This is a genomic window from Methylobacterium brachythecii, assembly GCF_014196345.1.
GTDB lineage: Bacteria > Pseudomonadota > Alphaproteobacteria > Rhizobiales > Beijerinckiaceae > Methylobacterium > Methylobacterium brachythecii.
On record NZ_JACIDN010000004.1, the window covers coordinates 141,356 to 157,566 of the forward strand.

Sequence of the window (16,211 nt, forward strand, 5' to 3'; positions counted from 1 at the left end):
GTAAGGCCGCCCGCGCAACCTAGCCATCATTGCCGGCCAATCACGATCAGGCCTCGGAGCGTTTGACGGCCTGCCAAGCGGCTTCCATGGACGCAAGGTCGCTCGAAGAGAGGGTTTGGCCTTGTCCCGCGAGTCGATCGGCCATCGCAGCGAACCGGCGTTCGAACTTGCGGGTCCCTTGCCGAAGTGCCTCTTCCGGATCGACGCCGGCATGGCGAGCGAGGTTAGCCACCGAGAACAACAGGTCGCCGATTTCCTCGGCAATCGCTTCTCGATCCCCCTGCCCAAGGCTCTCTTCGACCTCGTCGGCTTCCTCACGAACCTTTGCGATCACCTCGCGGGCATTGGGCCAGTCGAAACCGTAGCCGGCTGCCTTACGTGAAATTTTCTCTGCGCGAGTCAGCGCCGGCAGGACCAGCGGCACGCCGTCGAGCGGGGAGGCAGGATCGCGCCCACCGGTTCGCCCCGTTTTCGCAGCTCGTTCCTCACCCTTGATACGCTGCCAAGCGGCTTCGATGACATGCGGATCGTCGATCCGCTGGTGAGGCGGCAGCAGCGAGCCTTCAGCGTCGAAGACGTGCGGGTGCCGGCGTACAAGCTTGGCGACGATGCTCTCCACGACGTCCGCAAAGGCAAACGTCCCGGCTTCCTCCGCTATCCGCGACTGGAAGACGACCTGCAGAAGGAGATCCCCGAGTTCATCGCGCAGATCATCGTGATCCGCACGGTCGATCGCATCCGCGACCTCGTAGGCTTCCTCGATCGTAAATGGAGCGATGCTGGCTGGGGTTTGCGCGATGTCCCAGGAACAGCCTCGAACCGGATCACGCAGCGTGGCCATGAGGGACAGAAGGGTCTCGACAGATCGATTCGGCATACGCGCATGCGTACCGGTTTCGTTCCAGACACGCATCCGGTCAGCTTCAAGGGACGTCATGTGCCTTCTGTCGCCGACATTGGATAACTACCCCCCAACCTGTGGAGAATTCCGTTTCTTCTATAAATTTACAGGGAATATTGCCCGTTCTGGGCGAAGGCCAAGCCTATCCTCTGATAGGAAATATATCAGATCGCATTTTTAAGAGAGTCATTTCAGCAAGTTATAAGAGAGCGGAAAAATCTCATTCGCAGCAATGTTTTAGGGATGTACCTCGTATTGAGTTCTGCGTGGGATCGTATTGGATTCAGCGTCCATGCGAATGGGATTCTGCGTATCGCTGAGCTTGCGTCACATACGATTCTGCGTGCCTGTGCATCGAATTCAGCGTGAAAAATCGATGTAGCCTGTGCATTCCGGGGATTGTTTGACCGGCCGCCTCCGTATCGAACTCTGCGTAGAGGCAGGCCCCGAGCCCTCGCTGCATCGAACTCTGCGAGCGATGTGTCGTTGCAACGGTCTGGGGATTGCCGGCTCCGCGATGCGGGGAAAGCCGGGATAACGCGGATCCGTGACGGGACTCCACGGTTACGAATCGTGCGAGATCCGAGTGCCATCCAGATCCAGCTTCGGTCTGACGGCGGCCCAAGGTGGTGTGGACCAAGATCGCGGAACGGGAATGTCGGGGCTCGAACAGAAGATCGATCAGATCCGTGACACGGACCTACGTGCCGAGCTTGAAGCGGCACGCGGTGGGTTTCTGTTCGCACAGATCGTTGAGCACATCCTGTTCCGCCAGCGCGAACGCGACGAGAGAGTTGCGCTCGAGACCGACCAAAAAATCCGGCGCAACGTCATGGGCCGTGACCAGCGCCGCCGTGATGCCATTCGTGAGGTCATTGAGAACGAACCGGCAATGCCGGAGAATCTACAGCATATCCATTCGGTGCTGGCGCTTTGTGGCTTGCCCTATCGCGATCCAGGTCCGGTGCGGGAGGTGGTGCGCGAATATGGCCGCAACTCGCTGAGCCTGAGTGCTGGCCGTCTGAAGAACCCGCTGACGGGGGAGATGGAGGCGCAGGGGCTACCCTTCGGGCCCAAGGCTCGCCTGGTTCTGCTTCACCTCTGCACGGAGGCCGTGCGTCAGCGCAGTCCGGTGATCGCCGTGGCCGACAGTCTGTCCGGCTTCATGCGGGAGATGGGTTTTGCAGTGACCGGCGGTGAACGCGGAACCATCGGCGCGTTCAAGGAGCAACTAAACCGTCTCGCCGCCTGCTCCATGCAGATCGGGCTATGGGACGGTCGCGAAACTGCCTCGACCCTTACGGTTCCACCCTTCCGCAGGCTCGACCTCTGGCGGCCACAGGGGACCGGGGAGGTGGTTTGGCAACGCGAGGTCCAGTTCCACCAGGATTTCTACGACAGCCTGATCAAACACGCCCTACCCGTCGACATCCGTGCCGCACGGGCCTTATCCGGTTCAGCGCGCAAGCTCGATCTGCTGTTCTGGGTCGGATACCGATTGCGCGCGCTACAACGGCCGTTGCGGCTCACCTGGGATAACCTCCACGGGCAATTCGGTGCCGATAACGCCAGCCAGCGCAGCTTCCGCCAGGCCTTCAAGGCGGATCTCGCAGGCGTTCTCGAGATCTTTCCGCGTCTTCCCATTAGTCTCGACGAGCGTGGAATGTTGCTCAACCCGGCCGATCCTAATGTTCTTATTGTTCCGCCAAAGGCGATTGGAATATCGCGAAAAAAGCAGAAAGCTGCGTGAGTTACCTTCTGGAAAACGCGCACGCGCGGGCATCCGAATAGAATGCAGTCCGTGTTACTTGGAATATTCCGCTAAAAACATTCCCAATCACACGTTACGGAATCGCTGGACACATTTGGAATATTCCTTTAGTTGATCCCAATGGCAACCGATTGAGATCGGTGGGAACGGCTCGAGGTTTCAGCACGATGGTTCTGTCTGAAGCCGAAGCCGAGGCGCAGCTCATGTCCTTGCGCCGGCAGCGCGAGGTGCTCGATCGCGCCATTGCCGACCTGACGCTCTATCTCGAGCTCGGACGCCGGCTTACGACGGAAGCCGCGGTCACCAGCGGCGATGCAGCGTCCTCGGCTGTGCCGAGACGCGGGGCGGCCCCAGATGTGGGAGGGCTGTATGACGGTGCGGTCCGCGGAGCGGGTCACACACCTCCGGACAGCCCCTCCATCGCGCCAGGAAAGGTCACGTCGCAGGCCGGTCAAATGGCCGACACTTCGACCGAGGCTCAATTGCGAGCGGCTCCGCCTGTTCCGTCGAGCCGTGAACGCAATCCGTTGGTGTCTCCAGCCGTGTCGATGCATCCGGCGTTCCAACCGCCGCGCGATACCGCTGAGGGGGCCTTGTCCGAAGGCGTGCTCGCGCGGCGCTATGGCCGTGCTTTGATCGAGGCGGCGCTGGACGCGCTTCAGAACGCCGGCCGGCCGCTTCATGCCAGTGAGATCCTAGCTGTGCTGACCAGCCAGGGGTTTTCGCTGCCGGGCCACGATCCCGTCGCAGCGCTGAACACTCGGCTCTGGAAGCGTTCCGGATCGGGCGGCCCGCTGAAGAGAATGGGGGAGGCCGTCTACGCCCTCGTCGAGCCGGAGGAGGATTGAGGCGGCCGAATCTTTCCGGTCACTTCTTTTCCGCTCGTTCAGCGCGCATTCGGTGAGCGGTCGCCGTCCGGCGCGCTCATCTGTTCGTCGAAGATCGCCCTACAGCCCGCGCTGAGGCTCGCCCGTTGCACCTTCATGCAGCCGATGATGCGCCCGCGATTTGGGATCGCGCTGGCGCAGAGCCGGATCACGTCATCGCGGCAGAGTTCGGCCTGCTCCGCTTCGCCGGCCCGAACTCCGGCTGGGCAGAGCTGGACAGCGAGGGCCGCTGCCAAGCCGATGCGAGTTCCGATTTTCACCGACAACGGTCCTACCCTCTTGCTCTGGTCCGACGATCGAGTTCCGGACTTGAATGATACGAAACGGTTCAGTCCGTCGTCGAGCGAGGTTCTTTAGCCGGCGCAAGCTGCGACGCTCGAATTGACTGCGGGCCGCGAAGACCGGATCACCGGATCACCGCATCGGCGGGTTGCGCATGCGGCGGCAGGTCCGAAGAGGACGGGACGGGATGGAACGAGACGACGCCTGGCGGCAGACCGATCGGTTGCAGACCGAGACCGGCAAGGGCGATCCCTTTGCCGCCGCCGTACGTGGCACGCGCATGCCGATGATCATCACCGACCCGCGCCAGCCCGACAATCCGATCGTCTATATGAACGACGCCTTCCTTGGGCTGACCGGGTATGGGCGCGACGAGATCATGGGGCGGAATTGCCGCTTCCTGCAGGGGCCGGGAACCGACAAGGCTGCCGTGCGGCAAATCCGTGAGGCAACCGAGGCGAACCGCGACATCTCCATCGACGTGCTGAACTACCGCAAGGACGGCACACCGTTCTGGAACGCGCTCTATGTCAGCCCCGTCTCGAACGAGGCCGGGGAGGTGCTCTACTTCTTCGCCTCGCAGGTCGATGTCACCGACCGCGTCGACGCGCATCTGAAGACCTTGAACGAGAAGGAGCATTTCGAGCGCGAGGTTGCCAAGCGCACGCGCGAGCTGAGCGAGGCGCTCGCTGCCAAGACCATGCTGCTCCACGAGGTCGACCACCGGGTCAAGAACAACCTCCAGATGGTCGCCTCGTTGCTGGCGCTGCAGACGCGCACCATCACCGATCCGACGGCGCGCGCCACGATGGAGGGCATGCTCAAGCGCGTCGAGGCGCTCGGAACGGTGCATCGCCGGCTCTATCAGTCGCACAACATCGAGCGTTTCGACGTGACGGAGTTCGTGCGCGACCTCGCGAGCGACTTGGTGCGGGGGCTCGGGCGCGGCGACATTCGGCTGCATCTCGACGTCGAGGCCGTCGTGGTGCCGGTGGCCAAGGCACCGCCGATCGCGCTCATCCTGAACGAGATCGTCACCAACGTTCTGCAGCACGCCTTTCCGGCCGGCCGGCCGGGAAGGCTCTCGATCGCGGTCGTGCCCGGCGAGACCTCCATCGCGATCGAGGTCAGGGATGACGGCGTCGGGATGCCGGATCTCGCCTCGGTCTCAGGACAGCTTTCCTTCGGCAAGCGGCTGATCGAAACTCTTGCCCGCCAGTTGAATGCCAGTATCACATGGCACCCGGCCGATCCTGGCACGGCCGTTCACATCAGTCTGCCGCGCGAGACGGCGGTCAGTTTGGAGACCCGGTGAGCGAACCTTTGCGGGTCCTGCTGGTCGAAGACGAGGCCCTCATTCTGATGCAGCTCGAAATGCTGCTGGAGGATGCCGGGCACCTCATCGTCGGGACGGCGATGCGAGCCGAGGAGGGCGTCGCGCTTCTGCTCGAGACCCGGCCCGACCTGGTCTTCGTCGATCTGCGCCTGGCTGGGGATTCTTCGGGTGTCGCGGTGGTGCAGTCCGCGCGCGAGATCGGTGGCATCACCTGCGTGTTCATCACCGCCAATTCGCGCCAACTCACGGATGAGCTCGAAGGCGCCGCCGCGGTGATCGCGAAGCCCTTCTCGGGCAGCGTCCTCGAAGACACCCTGGCGTTTCTCGAACAGGCCCTGCGTCGACCGCCACCGGAGCTGGCAGTACCGCACGGCATGCGCGTCGCACCCGCCGCCCGGGAGAGCTGGGCGCTGATGGAGGGCTGAGGTCCTCCGGCATCATCGCTTCGCTTGACGATGCGCGCCGCTCCTGACCTTGCTCGTCGAGCGCGACGGGTTTCTCAGCCAGCGGCGGCCCATGACGAAAAGTTCGGAGTCTGAGGCAGCGACGTTCGGGTCGCTCGTCAAGCGCAACTATCTGGCGAGCCTGCGCCGCTGCTTCGATTTTTCCGGTCGCAGCGGCCTTTCCGAATACTGGAGCTATTTCGTCGTCTACCTCTGCATCCTGGTCGTCGCCGTCTCGGTCGACGCGCTGCTCTCGTTGTTCGTTGGCCGATTCCGGGGCTTCAGGGCCATCGTGATCCTGTTTCACATGCTGCCCAACCTCGCGATCCTGGCGCGGCGCATGCACGACATCGATCGCCGGGCCTGGTTCATGCTCTGGCCCTTCGTCGCCGCGAATGGGCTCTATCAGTCGGGAACTCCCGGACCGAACCGCTTCGGACCCGAACCGGTCGATCTCGTGGGATCGTAGCCGACCCCCGTCATGGTCATGAGTGATCCGAGGCCGTCTTCGGAATCGACCGGAAAGCCTTGGCGCAGGGGTGTCGTCCTGGCGCTCCTGCTGATGCCCGGGCTGTGCGAGGTCCTCGTGACGACACCCGGCTTCGATCCGGGGCTGGTGCCCGCGTGGATCGCGGTTCCGATCGCGATGATCGGCTTCCTGACCTTTCTGGTGCTGGCCGGACTGACAAGCCTCGTGCGGAATCGCGTCGTCGCGGTCCTGCTGGGCGCGTTCCTCCGTCGCCGTTGGCGCTGGCCGGTCTGGCTCGCGCTCATAGCCGCCGCGCCCTACTGGCTCGCCTTTCTCCGAGCCCTGCCGAAGCCCTGGTGAGCGCCGCAATGGGCCGGTGATTCAGGCCTTCAGCCTCACATCCTCGGGCTTGGGCGCGTCGGCCGGCGCCCAATCGGCAGGCGGGCTGATGACGGTGATCTTCCGGCGGCGCGAGCGGCGGCTGATCTCCGAGATCCGGCAGACCAGCCGCACTGGGATCTGGGTCGCGAAGCTCAAAGCCGGGCGTTTCGGCATCAGGATGTAGACGTAGACGTCCTCGTAGGGCTGACCGGAAAACCGGGCATTCGAGCCATCGAGATCGCGCGCGACGACGACACGGCGGCCGAGCGCCGTGCGGTCGGCCTGGGCACGCTTGTGCCACGGCTCGGAGGTGCTCTTGTCGATCCAGGTCTGCGGCGCGAGACGGCCGCCGCCCGGCTTCTTCAGCGTGACGGTCTTCAGCCGGCATTTGTGCTTGTCGACGTCGTGCAGACGCAGGCGCAGACAGCGGAAAGGGCCGTCGTCGAGATAGTCGGCCCAGGTCAGCGACCAGAGCTGTTCTTCCTCGGCCAGCGCCTTGCGCCGCGTCTGCGCGTCGCGGCGGAGAGAGAGGAGGAAGGTGGCGAGGCTGGAGAGCGCCGCCACCCAGAGAAGGATCCAGGCCGTCAGACTCGATTCGCCGAAGGGCACGGAACCTCACTCGTCGACGCGGGACAGGATGGGAATCCTGATCGGGCCGGCGAGGCGGCGCAAGGCCGGGTTGCGTAAGGTCTCGAATCGGGGGATGGGTGTGGCCCTGGCGAGTCAGCCCTCGTCAGTACTGGATCGTTGCTCGCATCCCGAGCACGGCGGCATTCTTGACGCGGCCGAGTTCCGGATAGCGCGGATTGGTGATCCCGCCGCCGGGATGCATGACGTATTGCACGTCCGGCTGCACCGTGAAGCCCGGCACGATCAGGGCCTGGTAAGTCGCCTCGATCACGGTCTCCCCGCTTCGGCGCGGCATCGCCACGCCGGTATAGGCGATCATGTCGGCATCGGCGCGGCGCGCGTCGTCGCTGATCCGGGCATGGGCCAAACTGATGCCGATCGTGTCGTCGTCGCGGCCCTCGAACAGGCCCTTATAGGCCAGACCCGTATCGACATAGGCGTCGATCAGGCTCGAGCGGGTCGGCGAATAGGCGGCGCGCACGAAGAAGCCGAGACCCTCGTCGTCCTTGCCGGCCTCTCGGTAGAGGGTCTGATCCCAGATCGCGTAGATGCCGGCATTGCCGCGCAGCTGCTTGTTCACGCCGTTGGAATTCGGATCGGCCAACGGCAGGCCGTTGCTGGCGAAGCGCAGGGAATCGAACCGGCCGAAATGCTGCCAGCCGCCCAGCGTGATGTCGCCGGGCAGGCCCTTGGCATCCTTGTCGGTGTTGTAGGCATAGGTGGCCTCGGCCACGATCAGGGCCGGGTCGTGGATGCGGAAATTGGTGCCGTTGCGGTCGAGCAGCTGTGCTTCCGGATCGTCGCCGGGACGATTGGCGCCGGCCGAGTCGCCGTCATAGAGCCCGACCTGCAGCGAGAAACCGTTGCCGGGCGCATATTTGGCGCGAATGGCTGGGGCCGAGAGCGGGTAGGCCGGGCCGCCGCTCGGCAGGTTGAGCCCGGTGATCGCCGGCCAGCCGAAGCTCGAATTCACGAACAGCGTCGCGGTCTGGCTGACGAAGAACTCGGTATCCGCCGCCTGCTGGCCGATGCGAAGGCCGAGCTTGCCGTCCATGAGCTTCTGGTCGAACCAGAGCACGTAGAGCCGGGTCGACGGCAGCGCCTCGATCACGCTCGTGGTCATCAGGTTGCCGACGTAGTAGCGCGACAGCCCGGTCCCGTGGATGAAGTAGGCGTTGGCGTGGATGGTGGCGCCGTCCCAGCCGGCGATCTTCTTCAGATCGAGGTTGAGCCGCAGATTGAGGCGGTCCTCGACGATCGCGCCCTGGCGTATGCCGCCGACCGGATTGCCGAGCACGTCGGCGATGTAGGTCAGGCTGTACTCGATGCCCTTCTCCTTCAGCACCGGACGGATGCCGAACGGGTCGCCGAAGGGGCCGAGATAGGGCTGAATCGAGCGGACGTAGCCGCCCGAGGCCTGGCTGGTGGTTTCCGGCTGGGAGACCGAGACGCGGGGATCGTCGCCGGCGCCTTCGACGACGGGAGCGAGATCCTGTCCCCACGCCGGTGAGGCGAGGGTGGCGGCAAGCAGGACCACGCCGGACAGAAGGCGTCGCACGATGTCCCCCAAGCTGAGAGCTCGGGGGCTACGCTTAAGCGGAAGCCGGCAGAGTCGCCAGAGAGACCCGGCGGGTCATCCGCCGAGAGCTGCGTCTTGCGGCTTTTTTACCGCAGGCCGGCCGAGGCGTCGGCCTCGCGACGGGCAGGACGCGTCCAGACCGGCTTCGTCGGTATGTGGAGCGGCGCCGCCGTGCTGACGTCCGCGCCCATGATCGAGGTGATGCGCGCGGTGCGGCCGGTGAAGCCCTGGCCGGCCTTGGGCGAGCCCTTGGCCGCGAGCACCGCGGCCGGGTCGACGCTCTGCGCGAGAACGGGGGAGGCGGCGGCGACGGCACCGAGCATTCCGAGCGCGGCGATGGCAGTGACGGACCGAACGAGCATGGCCGGAATCCCAATACGGACCGCTCCGACGATGCAGGCGGCACGTCCCCTCTCGCGAAGACCTAATCCGTTCGACCGAGGGCGGATGTGCGAAATCGCACGACAGAACAGATTGCGGTTTTTCTTGGTCTGATGTGCGGAAGCGCACGACACTTCGCTAAAGGTCAACCCAATTTCAGGTGACACCAAGAAGACACGGCCCCCGACATCTGACGGAGACCGCGCATAGACGAAAGGAAGAAGACCATGAACACTCGTCTCGCATCCGTCGCCGCCGCCCTGGCCATCGGTCTGGCGGCCCCCGCCTCTGCCTTCGCGCAGGGCTATGTCGTTCCGCACGGCGTCCCGGTCGTAGCGGTCGAAGCCGGCACCGGCTGGCAGCCGCGTGGACCGGTCGGCGTCGTCGCCGATTCCTATCGCGGCTACGATTCCTCGGCCAAGGGCGGCAACGCCTCGCAGCCCGAGCGGGCCGTCCCGCAATACGGCACCACGTCCGGCGGCCCGGCCTACTGACCGGTCGGGAAGCCACTATCGCGACAGCGGCGGGGCGAGAGCCTCGCCGCTTTTTTTACAGACAATTCAGTTGTCGAAGTCGTCGGTCGCGATGTCGAGATAGCGGCTGAGCACGCGCACCAGCTCGATCCCATTCTCGATGGGCAGGTAGAAAAGGACGTAGTTTCCAACCGGGAAGCTGCGAAGGCCGTCCGCCAGCTCCGACCGCTCGCGCCCCGCGAATGGTCGACCGCCAAGCATCGTCAGAACACCGTCAATCCGGTCGAGAAGCTGATCCGCAGCGATCTCGTTGTCCTCGGCGACATAACGCCAGATCTCGATCAGATCTCGCCGCGCGCGTGGCCGGTTGCCGATCCTACCCATTCGGCTCCGCCGGTTTGCGGGCGGCCCGTGCCTCGGCCTTGATCTCGGCCATGTCGAGCGGCTCGACCGAGCCGCTTGCGAACCCCGCACGGATCTCACCGCGGAGCGCTTCGAGCCGCGCCACACGGACCTCTTCGCGCGCCTCCATCAGACGCAGGCCATCACGCACCACCTCGCTGGCGGATGCATAACGCCCGCTCGATACGAGGCCGCGAACGAAAGCCTCGTAGTGATCGCCCAAGGTGTAGCTCGACGGCATGAGCGCGCCTCCTGACGGAAAACTATCATTTTATGATAGTCCCACCAAGAGCTGGTCACGTCTCCGATCGTGCCCGCTCCCGCAGCACGAATTTCTGGACTTTGCCGGTCGAGGTCTTCGGCAACTCCCCGAACATCACCTGCTTCGGCAGCTTGTAGGCGGCGAGTCGCTCGCGGCACCAGGCGATCAGCTCGTCGGCAGAGACCTCTCCGCCTTCCTTGAGCTCGACGAAGGCGACCGGCGTCTCGCCCCATTTCTCGTCGGGCTTGGCCACCACGGCGGCCGCCGAGACGGCGGGGTGCTTGAACAGGACGTCCTCGACTTCGATCGACGAGATGTTCTCGCCGCCCGAGATGATGATGTCCTTCGAGCGGTCCTTGAGCTGCACGTAGCCGTCGGGATGCTTCACCCCGAGATCGCCCGAGCGGAACCAGCCGCCCTTGAAGGCCGCCTTGCTGGCCTTGGGGTTCTTGAGATAGCCGCGCATCACGACGTTGCCCTGGAACATCACCTCGCCGATGGTCTCGCCATCGGCCGGCAACGAGGCCATGGTCTCGGGATCGCGCACGTCGAAGGCCTCGAGCACCGGATAGCGCACGCCCTGCCGCGCCTTTTTCCTCGCGCGCTCCTCGGAGGAGAGGTCGTCCCAATCGGCGTGCCAGGCGTTCACCACGGCAGGTCCGTAGGTCTCGGTCAGCCCGTAGAGATGGGTCACTTCGAAGCCGGCTTCGGCCATCGCCGCCAGCACCGCCTCGGGCGGGGGCGCCGCGGCGGTGAGGAAGTGGACACGGTGGGGCAGGGGCTTCTTCTGGCCGTCCGGCGCATTGAGCAGCGTCGACATCACGATCGGCGCGCCCGACAGATGCGTCACCCCATGGTCGACGAGGGCCGCATACATGGCCGGGGCTCGCACCTGGCGCAGGCAGACATGCGTGCCGGCGACGATCGAGAGCGTCCAGGGGAAGCACCAGCCGTTGCAGTGGAACATCGGCAGCGTCCAGAGATAGACGGCGTGCTGGGGCAGGGCGGCGGTGATGACGTTGCCGAGCGAGAGCAGCGCCGCGCCGCGGTGGTGATAGACCACGCCCTTGGGGGTGCCGGTGGTGCCCGAGGTGTAGTTCAGCGAGATCGCATCCCACTCGTCGCCGGGCATCGCCCAATCGTGATCCGGATCGCCGGATGCGAGAAAAGCCTCGTAATCGAGTTTGCCGATCCGCTCGCCATCGCCCGAAAAAACCGGATCGTCGACGTCGATCACGAAGGGCGTGACCTTGGCCTTCTCGAGGGCGGCCCGAGCGGTTTTCGAGAATTCGCGGTCGACGATCAGGACCTGCGCCTCGCCATGGTCGAGGCAGAAGCCGATGGCCGCCGCATCGAGGCGGGTATTCAGGGTGTTCAGGACGGCGCCGGTCATCGGCACGCCGTAGTGGCACTCGATCATCTCGGGCGTGTTGGCGAGCAGAGCCGCGACGGTGTCGCCGCGTCCGATCCCACGCTCGGCCAAGGCCGAGGCGAGGCGGCGGCAGCGCGCGTAGAGATCCGCGTAGGACCGGCGCAGATCGCCATGGATCACCGCCGTCTGCTCGGGAAAGGTGCGGGCGGCGCGGTCGAGATAGGCGAGCGGCGTCAGCGGCTGGTAGTTGGCCGGGTTCCGGTCGAGATGCCGGTCGTAGATCGTCTTCTTGGGTTTTGCCGTTTTCGGCTTCTTGGACATGGGCGTTTTCTCCTCGGGGGAGAGTAGCCGGACGCCCTTGCTGATCAATGACTTTCGGGCTGGTGCCGGATACGAAAAAGCCCGCTGTGCCGATCGCACCGCAGGCTCTTCGTGATCGTCGGATCGGGTCGGTTATGGCCCTCGGGCCGGTGGCTCGGTCGTCCGGGGCTGCGTGAGCTCCGGGCTGGACCTCAGCGCTCGTGTCCGTTCAGGAGCTTCTCGATGGCGGCGAGGCCGCTCCGCTCCGCGGCTTCTTCCGTGGTCTGCAGACGGTCCGCCCGCTGGAAGAGTTTGCCGTGTCGGCGAATCGCCCAGGTGAAGTGTCCGGCGGGGCGCTCGCACGCTGCGATTTCGAGGGTGTAGGGGTTCGCTGAATTGTTGCTCATGGTGAGGATATAGGGTGCCGACCCCGCCTCGGCTACCGCACTGCCGCATATCTCGGTTGCGAGCGATCGGAAACGCATCCGTCAGACGTCCATCGATCCACGATCTGCGCCGGGTGCGGAAAGCCTCGCGGAATTGACATTGCAGGGCCGATCATCGACACGGGGCGCCTCTCTGAAGAGCGCCCGCAGGGCGGCGCGCGGACCCGCTGTCGAGGCCCCTCCGGTCGGAATGCCTGCGTGATCCGCACCCTGCACCATTCCCCATCATCGACCGTTCGGACGGCATGACGAGTTCCACCGCCGCCTCGCACGCGGACGAGACGCGCCCCGGCGTGGTCGGACAAGCGATCCGGATCGCGGAACGGATGCTCGATCTTGGGGCGGCGAGCCATCTGCGGGCCGCGATCCTCCTCGTTCTGCTCGGACTCGCCTGTTTCCTGCCCGGCATCGCCTCGCTGCAGCCGATGGACCGGGACGAGCCGCGCTTCGCCCAGGCTTCCAAGCAGATGCTGGAGACGGGCGATCTCGTCGACATCCGCTTCCAGGGGGAGGCGCGCCACAAGAAGCCGGTCGGCATCTACTGGGCACAGGCCGCCGCCGTCGGCGCGGCCGAGGCGCTCGGCGTGCCGGAGGCGCGGGGCCGGATCTTTTTCTACCGGATCCCGTCGCTGCTCGGTGCTCTCGCGGCGGGGCTGCTGGCGTATTGGGCCGCGCTCGCTTTCCTGGAACGCAGGGGCGCGCTGCTGGCGGCTGCCCTGTTCACCGCCTGTATCGACCTCGCGGCCGAGGCCCGCCTCGCCAAGACCGACGCGCTGCTCGCCGCCTGCGCCGTCGCGGCGATGGGCGCGCTGGCACGGGTCTGGCTCGGCCGCGTGCGGTTGACCCGCGAACGGGCGCCGGCCGGGCTCGGCACCACCTCGATTTTCTGGCTGGCCCTCGCTCTCGGCATCCTGGTGAAGGGGCCGATGGTGCCGATGTTCGCGGGCCTCGCCATCCTCGTGCTCTGTATCCGTGAGCGCTCGGCGCGCTGGCTCTCCGAGCTGCGCTTCGGTCCCGGCCTGCTGCTGATGCTGCTGATCGTGGCGCCGTGGTTCATCGCCATCGCTTGGAAGACCGGCGGCGAGTTCTTTGCCGCCTCGGTCGGCAAGGACATGCTGGCGAAAGTGGGCTCGGGCACCGAGCGGCACTGGGGGCCGCCCGGCTTCTACGCCATCGCCTTCTTCGCGACCTTCTGGCCGGCGGCGGCCTTCTCGGCGCTGGCCATCCCCTTCGCCTGGGTGAACCGCCGGGACGATCGCGTCGTCTTCCTGCTCGCCTGGATCGTGCCGTCCTGGATCGTCTTCGAGGCGGTGGCGACGAAGCTGCCGCATTACGTGCTGCCGCTCTACCCGGCTGTCGCCATCCTGACCGTCGTCGCCCTGGTGCGTGGCGGGTTCGATCCGGATCGGCGCGGAGCGCGGACCAGTGCCGGGCTCGTGGTGCTGATCCCGGTCGGGCTCACGGCCGGCCTCTGCGCGGTGGCCTGGTCGTTCGACCATGCTTTGCCGCTCAACGCCCTGCCGTTCCTCCTCGTCGCCTGCATCTTGTCCTGGTTTGCCTGGGCAGCCTTCTCGCGCAGGGCCGTCGAGGCTGCGCTCGGCCTCGGGATAGCGGCCTCCGTGGTGCTGTCCGCGAGCGTGTTCGGGCTGGTCCAGCCGGTTCTCGCCAGCCTGAAGGTCTCGCCCCGCCTCGGGGCGGTCCGCGACGCGCTGCCCTGCAAGGCACCGGACGTCGCGACCTTCGGCTACCGTGAACCGAGCTTCGTCTTCACCATCGGCACCGATCTCGACATGGTCGAGAGCGGCGGGGCGGCCAGCGCCTTCCTCCAGCAGCCCGGCTGCCGGCTGATCTTCGTCGAGAGCCGCTACGCGAAGGAGTTCGCCGACGCGATCGCCGCAGCGAACCTGCATCCGAGCACGATCGCGACGGTGTCCGGCTTCAACATCAATACGGGCCGCCGCACCGAGGTCACCGCCTACGCAGCCGGCCTCGATGCCGCCTCGCCGAAGGAGAGTGCGCCGTGATCGAGCCGCGCCTCAGCGTCGTCATTCCGGTCAAGGACGAGGCCGGCAACATCGAGCCGCTGCTCGCCGAGATCGAGTCGGCCTGCACGGATCTCGCGCCTTTCGAGGTGGTCTATGTCGATGACGGCTCGACCGACGCCACCTTTGCGGAGCTGCAGGCCGCGCGGGCGCGCCGACCCTGGCTGCGCGTGATCCAGCACGACCGCTGCGCCGGCAAGGCGGCCGGCATGCGCACCGGCGTGCGCTATGCCCGCGCCCCGATCGTCGCGGTGCTCGACGGCGATTGCCAGAACGATCCGGCGTTCATCCCGGTGATGTACGCGGCCGTCTTCGACGGTGGCGAGACCACCGGCCTCTGCGCCGGCCAGCGCATCGGGCGCAAGGACGGCCGCTTCAAGAGCTGGCAATCGCGCATCGCCAACGGCGTGCGCGGTCGCATCCTGAAGGATGCGACCCGCGATACCGGCTGCGGCTTCAAGGTGTTTCGGCGCGACCTCTACCTCACGCTGCCGCATTTCGACGGCCTGCACCGCTTCCTGCCGGCGCTGGTGGCGCGCGAAGGTTATAAGGTAACCCATCGCGACGTGGTCGACCGGCCCCGGCTCGCCGGCGTCTCGAAATACGGCCTTTTCAACCGCCTCTGGGTCGGTTTGATGGATCTCGCCGGCGTCTGGTGGCTGATCCGCCGCGCGAAGACGATTCCCGCCTCGCGCGAAATTCCGGCCGGGGGCCCGAGCGAGGTTCGCTGACGCCATGCTGATCCAGCTTGCCCACGACCTGCCGGCCTATTTCTACGACGTCTTCGTCACCCGCTTCGATTTCTGGCTGGTCTTCGGCATCGGTGCGCAGCTCGTCTTCGGCTCGCGCTTCATCCTGCAATGGATCGCCAGCGAGCGAGCCGGCCGCAGCGTGATCCCACTGTCGTTCTGGTTTCTCTCGATCATCGGCGGCCTGATGACCTTGGTCTACGGCTTTGTGCGACGCGAGCCGGTGATCATCATCGGGCAGGGGCTCTCGACCGGTATCTACCTGCGCAACCTGTCGATGATCTTTCGCGATCGGCGCCGCCGGCAGGACCCCGAGGCTGCCCGCGATACAGCAACGACAGGCTGACACCAGGATCCAGCCTTTGTAGACTGTCGAGTGGGGTGTCCGGTCTGTCGAAAATCCGGCATAAATCGGAAAAGCGCCGCATTAATACTGGATGCATTCCTCATGAATGCCGGGTTGCGAACACATGTGACCTCCATAGCGAGGCTCTCGAGAGTGGCCCGGATGTCGGAGCATCCCCGATTCTACGACGATCTCGCGGCCTGCCATGCGGAGCTCTGGCAGCGGCTCGAGCAGGGCGTGAGCGACCGCCACAGTGCGTTCCACACGCCGGCTCTCGCTACCGTCGATCCGCATGGGCGCCCGCAAGTTCGGGCCGTGGTACTTCGTGACGTCGATCGTTCGGCCGGGACCTTGAGGTTCCACTGCGATAGGCGCTCCGAGAAGGCGTCCGAAATTGCCGGCATGCGTTGCGCGGCGCTCCAGGTCTACGATCCGGCCGCCAAGATCCAGGTTCGTGTCGACGGGACTGCCGAAGTCCATACCGACGGCTGGTTCGCGGAAACCGTCTGGACCCAGTCCCAGCCGATGAGCCGGGCGGTGTACGGGATCAGTCCAGGCCCCGGCACGGCGCTGGCGCATGGCGGGGACTACACGCTGCCCGACAAGGATGACGCGATCCTCGACGGCCGCGAGAACTTCTGCGTGGTCGTGATCCGGGCCGAGCGCCTGGAGTTCCTCTACCTCGACAGCCGCGGTCATCGGCGCGCGCTCTGGCTGCGCAGCCAAGCCGGCTGGGTCGAGACCTGGCTGGCGCCGTAG

At 65.6% G+C, this 16,211-nt stretch carries 20 protein-coding genes; 11 read left to right on the top strand and 9 right to left on the bottom strand.

Annotated elements, in window-relative coordinates:
• Positions 1-46: 46 nt before the first annotated feature.
• Positions 47-877: a nucleoside triphosphate pyrophosphohydrolase gene (gene mazG, locus GGR33_RS11885; protein ID WP_183506005.1), complete on the bottom strand. Its 831-nt coding sequence runs from the start codon at positions 875-877 to the stop codon at positions 47-49.
• 679 nt (positions 878-1,556) lie between these two features.
• Between mazG and GGR33_RS11890 the strand changes: the two genes are divergently transcribed.
• Entirely contained in the window at positions 1,557-2,651 is a 1,095-nt protein-coding gene (locus GGR33_RS11890) for a replication protein RepA (RefSeq protein ID WP_183505355.1), read from the top strand.
• A 188-nt stretch (positions 2,652-2,839) separates the two neighbouring features.
• A complete protein-coding gene (locus GGR33_RS11895; protein WP_183505357.1) occupies positions 2,840-3,520 on the top strand; it encodes a hypothetical protein in 681 nt (226 codons plus the stop codon).
• Positions 3,521-3,558: 38 nt separating this feature from the next.
• Here GGR33_RS11895 and GGR33_RS11900 read toward each other — a convergent pair whose 3' ends face one another.
• The gene (locus tag GGR33_RS11900) at positions 3,559-3,819 is read right to left on the bottom strand and encodes a hypothetical protein (protein ID WP_425488776.1); all 261 of its coding nucleotides are present in this window, start codon (positions 3,817-3,819) and stop codon (positions 3,559-3,561) included.
• Between the two features lie 209 nt (positions 3,820-4,028).
• Here GGR33_RS11900 and GGR33_RS26255 point away from each other — a divergent pair, with 209 nt between their 5' ends.
• The 4 genes from GGR33_RS26255 to GGR33_RS11920 all read left to right on the top strand — a co-directional run bounded on the left by GGR33_RS26255 (position 4,029) and on the right by GGR33_RS11920 (position 6,449).
• Positions 4,029-5,156, top strand: a complete 1,128-nt coding sequence (locus GGR33_RS26255; protein WP_183505359.1) for a histidine kinase dimerization/phosphoacceptor domain -containing protein — start codon at positions 4,029-4,031, stop codon at positions 5,154-5,156.
• Positions 5,153-5,602 (top strand): response regulator, encoded by a 450-nt coding sequence (locus GGR33_RS11910; protein ID WP_183505361.1) that lies wholly within the window; start codon positions 5,153-5,155, stop codon positions 5,600-5,602. The genes GGR33_RS26255 and GGR33_RS11910 overlap by 4 nt, the downstream gene beginning before the upstream one ends.
• A 91-nt stretch (positions 5,603-5,693) precedes the next feature.
• On the top strand, positions 5,694-6,089 hold the full coding sequence (locus tag GGR33_RS11915; RefSeq protein WP_183505364.1) for a DUF805 domain-containing protein: 396 nt from the start codon (positions 5,694-5,696) through the stop codon (positions 6,087-6,089).
• An 18-nt stretch (positions 6,090-6,107) separates the two neighbouring features.
• Complete coding sequence (locus GGR33_RS11920; protein WP_183505366.1) at positions 6,108-6,449, top strand: hypothetical protein; 342 nt, start codon at positions 6,108-6,110, stop codon at positions 6,447-6,449.
• 21 nt (positions 6,450-6,470) lie between these two features.
• On the opposite strand, the gene GGR33_RS11925 is transcribed toward GGR33_RS11920, so the two are convergent.
• The 3 genes from GGR33_RS11925 to GGR33_RS11935 all read right to left on the bottom strand — a co-directional run bounded on the left by GGR33_RS11925 (position 6,471) and on the right by GGR33_RS11935 (position 9,041).
• Positions 6,471-7,079, bottom strand: a complete 609-nt coding sequence (locus GGR33_RS11925; RefSeq protein WP_183505368.1) for a hypothetical protein — start codon at positions 7,077-7,079, stop codon at positions 6,471-6,473.
• Positions 7,080-7,203: 124 nt separating this feature from the next.
• On the bottom strand, positions 7,204-8,661 hold the full coding sequence (locus GGR33_RS11930) for a carbohydrate porin (protein WP_183506009.1): 1,458 nt from the start codon (positions 8,659-8,661) through the stop codon (positions 7,204-7,206).
• 104 nt (positions 8,662-8,765) lie between these two features.
• Positions 8,766-9,041 carry a hypothetical protein gene (locus tag GGR33_RS11935; RefSeq protein ID WP_183505370.1) on the bottom strand — a complete coding sequence of 92 codons (276 nt, stop codon included), beginning with the start codon at positions 9,039-9,041 and terminating at the stop codon, positions 8,766-8,768.
• A 246-nt stretch (positions 9,042-9,287) separates the two neighbouring features.
• Here GGR33_RS11935 and GGR33_RS11940 point away from each other — a divergent pair, with 246 nt between their 5' ends.
• On the top strand, positions 9,288-9,554 hold the full coding sequence (locus tag GGR33_RS11940) for a hypothetical protein (protein ID WP_183505372.1): 267 nt from the start codon (positions 9,288-9,290) through the stop codon (positions 9,552-9,554).
• 66 nt (positions 9,555-9,620) lie between these two features.
• Here the strand turns inward: GGR33_RS11940 and GGR33_RS11945 are convergent, their stop codons facing one another.
• From GGR33_RS11945 to GGR33_RS11960, 4 genes are all read right to left on the bottom strand, one after another.
• Complete coding sequence (locus GGR33_RS11945) at positions 9,621-9,917, bottom strand: type II toxin-antitoxin system RelE/ParE family toxin (RefSeq protein ID WP_183505374.1); 297 nt, start codon at positions 9,915-9,917, stop codon at positions 9,621-9,623.
• Positions 9,910-10,176 (bottom strand): type II toxin-antitoxin system ParD family antitoxin, encoded by a 267-nt coding sequence (locus GGR33_RS11950; protein ID WP_183505376.1) that lies wholly within the window; start codon positions 10,174-10,176, stop codon positions 9,910-9,912. The genes GGR33_RS11945 and GGR33_RS11950 overlap by 8 nt, the downstream gene beginning before the upstream one ends.
• A gap of 55 nt (positions 10,177-10,231) precedes the next feature.
• Positions 10,232-11,890 carry an acyl-CoA synthetase gene (locus GGR33_RS11955; protein WP_183505378.1) on the bottom strand — a complete coding sequence of 553 codons (1,659 nt, stop codon included), beginning with the start codon at positions 11,888-11,890 and terminating at the stop codon, positions 10,232-10,234.
• Between the two features lie 191 nt (positions 11,891-12,081).
• Complete coding sequence (locus tag GGR33_RS11960; protein WP_147047910.1) at positions 12,082-12,276, bottom strand: hypothetical protein; 195 nt, start codon at positions 12,274-12,276, stop codon at positions 12,082-12,084.
• A gap of 284 nt (positions 12,277-12,560) precedes the next feature.
• Here GGR33_RS11960 and GGR33_RS11965 point away from each other — a divergent pair, with 284 nt between their 5' ends.
• The 4 genes from GGR33_RS11965 (at position 12,561) to GGR33_RS11980 (ending at position 16,211) form a co-directional block, all read left to right on the top strand.
• Positions 12,561-14,339, top strand: a complete 1,779-nt coding sequence (locus tag GGR33_RS11965) for an ArnT family glycosyltransferase (protein WP_183505380.1) — start codon at positions 12,561-12,563, stop codon at positions 14,337-14,339.
• Positions 14,336-15,088 (top strand): glycosyltransferase, encoded by a 753-nt coding sequence (locus GGR33_RS11970; protein ID WP_183505382.1) that lies wholly within the window; start codon positions 14,336-14,338, stop codon positions 15,086-15,088. Before GGR33_RS11965 ends, GGR33_RS11970 begins: the two co-directional genes overlap by 4 nt.
• A gap of 4 nt (positions 15,089-15,092) precedes the next feature.
• Complete coding sequence (locus tag GGR33_RS11975) at positions 15,093-15,452, top strand: lipid-A-disaccharide synthase N-terminal domain-containing protein (RefSeq protein WP_183505384.1); 360 nt, start codon at positions 15,093-15,095, stop codon at positions 15,450-15,452.
• 162 nt (positions 15,453-15,614) lie between these two features.
• Positions 15,615-16,211: a pyridoxamine 5'-phosphate oxidase family protein gene (locus tag GGR33_RS11980; protein ID WP_183505386.1), complete on the top strand. Its 597-nt coding sequence runs from the start codon at positions 15,615-15,617 to the stop codon at positions 16,209-16,211.

Excerpts from the sequence above, each read along its gene's own strand:
- GGR33_RS11890 (WP_183505355.1), top strand. The coding sequence starts at position 1,557 with ATGTCGGGGCTCGAACAGAAGATCGATCAGATCCGTGACACGGACCTA.
- GGR33_RS11975 (WP_183505384.1), top strand. The coding sequence starts at position 15,093 with ATGCTGATCCAGCTTGCCCACGACCTGCCGGCCTATTTCTACGACGTC.
- GGR33_RS11945 (WP_183505374.1), bottom strand. The coding sequence starts at position 9,917 with ATGGGTAGGATCGGCAACCGGCCACGCGCGCGGCGAGATCTGATCGAG.
- GGR33_RS11955 (WP_183505378.1), bottom strand. The coding sequence starts at position 11,890 with ATGTCCAAGAAGCCGAAAACGGCAAAACCCAAGAAGACGATCTACGAC.
- GGR33_RS11980 (WP_183505386.1), top strand. The coding sequence starts at position 15,615 with ATGTCGGAGCATCCCCGATTCTACGACGATCTCGCGGCCTGCCATGCG.
- GGR33_RS11965 (WP_183505380.1), top strand. The coding sequence starts at position 12,561 with ATGACGAGTTCCACCGCCGCCTCGCACGCGGACGAGACGCGCCCCGGC.
- mazG (WP_183506005.1), bottom strand. The coding sequence starts at position 877 with ATGCCGAATCGATCTGTCGAGACCCTTCTGTCCCTCATGGCCACGCTG.
- GGR33_RS11935 (WP_183505370.1), bottom strand. The coding sequence starts at position 9,041 with ATGCTCGTTCGGTCCGTCACTGCCATCGCCGCGCTCGGAATGCTCGGT.
- GGR33_RS26255 (WP_183505359.1), top strand. The coding sequence starts at position 4,029 with ATGGAACGAGACGACGCCTGGCGGCAGACCGATCGGTTGCAGACCGAG.
- GGR33_RS11940 (WP_183505372.1), top strand. The coding sequence starts at position 9,288 with ATGAACACTCGTCTCGCATCCGTCGCCGCCGCCCTGGCCATCGGTCTG.
- GGR33_RS11895 (WP_183505357.1), top strand. The coding sequence starts at position 2,840 with ATGGTTCTGTCTGAAGCCGAAGCCGAGGCGCAGCTCATGTCCTTGCGC.
- GGR33_RS11960 (WP_147047910.1), bottom strand. The coding sequence starts at position 12,276 with ATGAGCAACAATTCAGCGAACCCCTACACCCTCGAAATCGCAGCGTGC.
- GGR33_RS11920 (WP_183505366.1), top strand. The coding sequence starts at position 6,108 with ATGAGTGATCCGAGGCCGTCTTCGGAATCGACCGGAAAGCCTTGGCGC.
- GGR33_RS11915 (WP_183505364.1), top strand. The coding sequence starts at position 5,694 with ATGACGAAAAGTTCGGAGTCTGAGGCAGCGACGTTCGGGTCGCTCGTC.
- GGR33_RS11950 (WP_183505376.1), bottom strand. The coding sequence starts at position 10,176 with ATGCCGTCGAGCTACACCTTGGGCGATCACTACGAGGCTTTCGTTCGC.